This window comes from Salinivibrio sp. SS3, assembly GCF_001722105.1.
Taxonomy (GTDB): Bacteria; Pseudomonadota; Gammaproteobacteria; order Enterobacterales; family Vibrionaceae; genus Salinivibrio; species Salinivibrio kushneri.
In genome coordinates, this window is record NZ_MEBQ01000013.1 from 1 (window position 1) to 1,313 (window position 1,313).

General features: G+C 53.5%; 1 rRNA gene. It reads right to left on the bottom strand.

From position 1 onward, the window contains the following. Positions 1-39: 39 nt before the first annotated feature. A 23S ribosomal RNA gene (locus BGL48_RS16345) occupies positions 40-1,313 on the bottom strand; the annotation flags it as partial.

Sequence of the window (1,313 nt, forward strand, 5' to 3'; positions counted from 1 at the left end):
TCTTTATTTAAGTCCAACCCAAAACCGCTTGGGTGTTGTATGGTTAAGCCTCACGGGCCATTAGTACAGGTTAGCTCAACGCCTCACAGCGCTTACACACCCTGCCTATCAACGTTCTCGTCTAGAACAACCCTTTAGAGAGCTCGAGGCTCTAGGGATGACTCATCTCGGGGCCAGCTTCGCGCTTAGATGCTTTCAGCGCTTATCTGTGCCGAACTTAGCTACCGGGCAATGCGTCTGGCGACACAACCCGAACACCAGCGGTTCGTCCACTCCGGTCCTCTCGTACTAGGAGCAGCTCCCCTCAATCATCCAACGCCCACGGCAGATAGGGACCGAACTGTCTCACGACGTTCTAAACCCAGCTCGCGTACCACTTTAAATGGCGAACAGCCATACCCTTGGGACCGACTTCAGCCCCAGGATGTGATGAGCCGACATCGAGGTGCCAAACACCGCCGTCGATATGAACTCTTGGGCGGTATCAGCCTGTTATCCCCGGAGTACCTTTTATCCGTTGAGCGATGGCCCTTCCATTCAGAACCACCGGATCACTATGACCTACTTTCGTACCTGCTCGAGCCGTCACTCTCGCAGTTAAGCGGGCTTATGCCATTGCACTAACCTCACGATGTCCGACCGTGATTAGCCCACCTTCGTGCTCCTCCGTTACACTTTGGGAGGAGACCGCCCCAGTCAAACTACCCACCAGGCACTGTCCTCACCCCAGATAATGGGGCTAAGTTAGAACATCAAACATACAAGGGTGGTATTTCAAGGATGGCTCCACAGCAACTGGCGTCGCCGCTTCAAAGCCTCCCACCTATCCTACACATGTAGGCTCAATGTTCAGTGCCAAGCTGTAGTAAAGGTTCACGGGGTCTTTCCGTCTAGCCGCGGGTACACAGCATCTTCACTGCGATTTCAATTTCACTGAGTCTCGGGTGGAGACAGCGTGGCCATCATTACGCCATTCGTGCAGGTCGGAACTTACCCGACAAGGAATTTCGCTACCTTAGGACCGTTATAGTTACGGCCGCCGTTTACCGGGGCTTCAATCAATGGCTTCTCTTGCGATAACCACATCAATTAACCTTCCGGCACCGGGCAGGCGTCACACCGTATACGTCATCTTTCGATTTTGCACAGTGCTGTGTTTTTAATAAACAGTTGCAGCCACCTGGTATCTGCGACTGCCCATAGCTCCATCCGCAAGGGACTTCACCGCGGGCAGCGTACCTTCTCCCGAAGTTACGGTACCATTTTGCCTAGTTCCTTCACCCGAGTTCTCTCAAGCGCCTTGGTCTTCTCCA